Annotated in this window: 1 tRNA gene and 3 rRNA genes; all 4 read right to left on the bottom strand. The window is 52.9% G+C overall.

The annotated features are described in order from the left end of the window. Positions 1-114: ribosomal RNA gene (rrf, locus tag A3466_RS10945) — 5S ribosomal RNA — on the bottom strand; the annotation flags it as partial. A 64-nt stretch (positions 115-178) separates the two neighbouring features. After that, positions 179-3,083, bottom strand: a 23S ribosomal RNA gene (locus tag A3466_RS10950). A gap of 182 nt (positions 3,084-3,265) precedes the next feature. Continuing rightward, a tRNA-Glu gene (locus tag A3466_RS10955) sits at positions 3,266-3,341 on the bottom strand. Between the two features lie 85 nt (positions 3,342-3,426). Next, positions 3,427-4,968, bottom strand: a 16S ribosomal RNA gene (locus A3466_RS10960). Positions 4,969-5,117: the final 149 nt, after the last annotated feature.

The raw sequence follows: 5,117 nt of genomic DNA on the forward strand, positions 1-5,117 counted from the left end.
CTGGCAGTTCCCTACTCTCACATGGGGAGACCCCACACTACCATCGGCGCTACGGCGTTTCACTTCTGAGTTCGGCATGGGGTCAGGTGGGACCACCGCGCTAAAGCCGCCAGGCAAATTCTGTTATCTGTATCAGGCTGAAAATCGTCTCTCTTCGCCAAAACAGCTTCGGCGTTGTAAGGTTAAGCCTCACGGTTCATTAGTATCGGTTAGCTCAACGCATCGCTGCGCTTACACACCCGACCTATCAACGTCGTCGTCTTCAACGTTCCTTCAGGAGACTTAAAGTCTCAGGGAGAACTCATCTCGGGGCAAGTTTCGTGCTTAGATGCTTTCAGCACTTATCTCTTCCGCATTTAGCTACCGGGCAGTGCCATTGGCATGACAACCCGAACACCAGTGATGCGTCCACTCCGGTCCTCTCGTACTAGGAGCAGCCCCCCTCAATTCTCCAGCGCCCACGGCAGATAGGGACCGAACTGTCTCACGACGTTCTAAACCCAGCTCGCGTACCACTTTAAATGGCGAACAGCCATACCCTTGGGACCTACTTCAGCCCCAGGATGTGATGAGCCGACATCGAGGTGCCAAACACCGCCGTCGATATGAACTCTTGGGCGGTATCAGCCTGTTATCCCCGGAGTACCTTTTATCCGTTGAGCGATGGCCCTTCCATTCAGAACCACCGGATCACTATGACCTGCTTTCGCACCTGCTCGCGCCGTCACGCTCGCAGTCAAGCTGGCTTATGCCATTGCACTAACCTCCTGATGTCCGACCAGGATTAGCCAACCTTCGTGCTCCTCCGTTACTCTTTGGGAGGAGACCGCCCCAGTCAAACTACCCACCAGACACTGTCCGCAACCCGGATTACGGGTCTACGTTAGAACACCAGCCATTAAAGGGTGGTATTTCAAGGTTGGCTCCACGCAGACTGGCGTCCACGCTTCAAAGCCTCCCACCTATCCTACACATCAAGGACCAGTGTTCAGTGTCAAGCTATAGTAAAGGTTCACGGGGTCTTTCCGTCTTGCCGCGGGTACACTGCATCTTCACAGCGAGTTCAATTTCACTGAGTCTCGGGTGGAGACAGCCTGGCCATCATTACGCCATTCGTGCAGGTCGGAACTTACCCGACAAGGAATTTCGCTACCTTAGGACCGTTATAGTTACGGCCGCCGTTTACCGGGGCTTCGATCAAGAGCTTCGCGTTGCCGCTAACCCCATCAATTAACCTTCCGGCACCGGGCAGGCGTCACACCGTATACGTCCACTTTCGTGTTTGCACAGTGCTGTGTTTTTAATAAACAGTTGCAGCCAGCTGGTATCTTCGACTGATTTCAGCTCCGTCCGCAGGGACTTCACCTACACATCAGCGTGCCTTCTCCCGAAGTTACGGCACCATTTTGCCTAGTTCCTTCACCCGAGTTCTCTCAAGCGCCTTGGTATTCTCTACCTGACCACCTGTGTCGGTTTGGGGTACGATTTCGTGTTACCTGATGCTTAGAGGCTTTTCCTGGAAGCAGGGCATTTATCACTTCAGCACCGTAGTGCCTCGTCGTCACACCTCAGCGTTAAAAGGTACCGGATTTACCTGGAACCTCCGCCTACATGCTTAAACCGGGACAACCGTCGCCCGGCTGACATAGCCTTCTCCGTCCCCCCTTCGCAGTAACACCAAGTACAGGAATATTAACCTGTTTCCCATCGACTACGCCTTTCGGCCTCGCCTTAGGGGTCGACTCACCCTGCCCCGATTAACGTTGGACAGGAACCCTTGGTCTTCCGGCGAGCGGGCTTTTCACCCGCTTTATCGTTACTTATGTCAGCATTCGCACTTCTGATACCTCCAGCAACCCTCACAGGCCACCTTCAACGGCTTACAGAACGCTCCCCTACCCAACAACGCCTAAGCGTCGCTGCCGCAGCTTCGGTGCATGGTTTAGCCCCGTTACATCTTCCGCGCAGGCCGACTCGACCAGTGAGCTATTACGCTTTCTTTAAATGATGGCTGCTTCTAAGCCAACATCCTGGCTGTCTGTGCCTTCCCACATCGTTTCCCACTTAACCATGACTTTGGGACCTTAGCTGGCGGTCTGGGTTGTTTCCCTCTTCACGACGGACGTTAGCACCCGCCGTGTGTCTCCCGTGATAACATTCTTCGGTATTCGTAGTTTGCATCGGGTTGGTAAGCCGGGATGGCCCCCTAGCCGAAACAGTGCTCTACCCCCGAAGATGAATTCACGAGGCGCTACCTAAATAGCTTTCGGGGAGAACCAGCTATCTCCCGGTTTGATTGGCCTTTCACCCCCAGCCACAGGTCATCCGCTAATTTTTCAACATTAGTCGGTTCGGTCCTCCAGTTAGTGTTACCCAACCTTCAACCTGCCCATGGCTAGATCACCGGGTTTCGGGTCTATACCCTGCAACTTAACGCCCAGTTAAGACTCGGTTTCCCTTCGGCTCCCCTATACGGTTAACCTTGCTACAGAATATAAGTCGCTGACCCATTATACAAAAGGTACGCAGTCACCCCATAAAGAGGCTCCCACTGCTTGTACGTACACGGTTTCAGGTTCTTTTTCACTCCCCTCGCCGGGGTTCTTTTCGCCTTTCCCTCACGGTACTGGTTCACTATCGGTCAGTCAGGAGTATTTAGCCTTGGAGGATGGTCCCCCCATATTCAGACAGGATACCACGTGTCCCGCCCTACTCTTCGAGTTCACAGCAAGTGTGTTTTCGTGTACGGGACTATCACCCTGTACCGTCGGACTTTCCAGACCGTTCCACTAACACACAAGCTGATTCAGACTCCGGGCTGCTCCCCGTTCGCTCGCCGCTACTGGGGGAATCTCGGTTGATTTCTTTTCCTCGGGGTACTTAGATGTTTCAGTTCCCCCGGTTCGCCTCGTTAACCTATGTATTCAGTTAACGATAGTGCAACGAATTGCACTGGGTTTCCCCATTCGGACATCGACGGGTCAAAGGTTCATATCACCTCGCCGTCGCTTTTCGCAGATTAGCACGTCCTTCATCGCCTCTGACTGCCAGGGCATCCACCGTGTACGCTTAGTCGCTTAACCTCACAACCCGAAGATGTTTCACTTCTGATTGCGAAAATTTGAGAGACTCGAACACACATGAGCTGTGTGTCGTTTCAATTTTCAGCTTGATCCAGATTTTTAAAGAGCAAATATCTCAAACATGACTCGTAAGTCAGTTTTGAGATATGACGGCAGGTGACTTTCACTCACGAACCAGCAAGTGGCGTCCCCTAGGGGATTCGAACCCCTGTTACCGCCGTGAAAGGGCGGTGTCCTGGGCCTCTAGACGAAGGGGACACTGAAGTCTCAATCGCAAGACGCCTTGCTATTTACTTTTCATCAGACAATCTGTGTGGACACTACAAAGGCAGGTTCTTTAAGGTAAGGAGGTGATCCAACCGCAGGTTCCCCTACGGTTACCTTGTTACGACTTCACCCCAGTCATGAATCACAAAGTGGTAAGCGCCCTCCCGAAGGTTAAGCTACCTACTTCTTTTGCAACCCACTCCCATGGTGTGACGGGCGGTGTGTACAAGGCCCGGGAACGTATTCACCGTGGCATTCTGATCCACGATTACTAGCGATTCCGACTTCATGGAGTCGAGTTGCAGACTCCAATCCGGACTACGACGCACTTTATGAGGTCCGCTTGCTCTCGCGAGGTCGCTTCTCTTTGTATGCGCCATTGTAGCACGTGTGTAGCCCTACTCGTAAGGGCCATGATGACTTGACGTCATCCCCACCTTCCTCCAGTTTATCACTGGCAGTCTCCTTTGAGTTCCCGACCGAATCGCTGGCAACAAAGGATAAGGGTTGCGCTCGTTGCGGGACTTAACCCAACATTTCACAACACGAGCTGACGACAGCCATGCAGCACCTGTCTCAGAGTTCCCGAAGGCACCAATCCATCTCTGGAAAGTTCTCTGGATGTCAAGAGTAGGTAAGGTTCTTCGCGTTGCATCGAATTAAACCACATGCTCCACCGCTTGTGCGGGCCCCCGTCAATTCATTTGAGTTTTAACCTTGCGGCCGTACTCCCCAGGCGGTCGACTTAACGCGTTAGCTCCGGAAGCCACGCCTCAAGGGCACAACCTCCAAGTCGACATCGTTTACGGCGTGGACTACCAGGGTATCTAATCCTGTTTGCTCCCCACGCTTTCGCACCTGAGCGTCAGTCTTTGTCCAGGGGGCCGCCTTCGCCACCGGTATTCCTCCAGATCTCTACGCATTTCACCGCTACACCTGGAATTCTACCCCCCTCTACAAGACTCTAGCCTGCCAGTTTCGAATGCAGTTCCCAGGTTGAGCCCGGGGATTTCACATCCGACTTGACAGACCGCCTGCGTGCGCTTTACGCCCAGTAATTCCGATTAACGCTTGCACCCTCCGTATTACCGCGGCTGCTGGCACGGAGTTAGCCGGTGCTTCTTCTGCGGGTAACGTCAATCGACAAGGTTATTAACCTTATCGCCTTCCTCCCCGCTGAAAGTACTTTACAACCCGAAGGCCTTCTTCATACACGCGGCATGGCTGCATCAGGCTTGCGCCCATTGTGCAATATTCCCCACTGCTGCCTCCCGTAGGAGTCTGGACCGTGTCTCAGTTCCAGTGTGGCTGGTCATCCTCTCAGACCAGCTAGGGATCGTCGCCTAGGTGAGCCGTTACCCCACCTACTAGCTAATCCCATCTGGGCACATCCGATGGCAAGAGGCCCGAAGGTCCCCCTCTTTGGTCTTGCGACGTTATGCGGTATTAGCTACCGTTTCCAGTAGTTATCCCCCTCCATCAGGCAGTTTCCCAGACATTACTCACCCGTCCGCCACTCGTCAGCGAAGCAGCAAGCTGCTTCCTGTTACCGTTCGACTTGCATGTGTTAGGCCTGCCGCCAGCGTTCAATCTGAGCCATGATCAAACTCTTCAATTTAAAAGTTTGATGCTCAATGAATTAAACTTCGTAATGAATTACGTGTTCACTCGTTGAGACTTGGTATTCATTTATCGTCTTGCGACGTTAAGAATCCATGTCACTTTGAGTGCCCACACAGATTGTCTGATAAATTGTTAAAGAGCACC

The organism is Enterobacter genomosp. S (assembly GCF_001631805.1).
Taxonomy (GTDB): Bacteria; Pseudomonadota; Gammaproteobacteria; order Enterobacterales; family Enterobacteriaceae; genus Enterobacter; species Enterobacter quasihormaechei.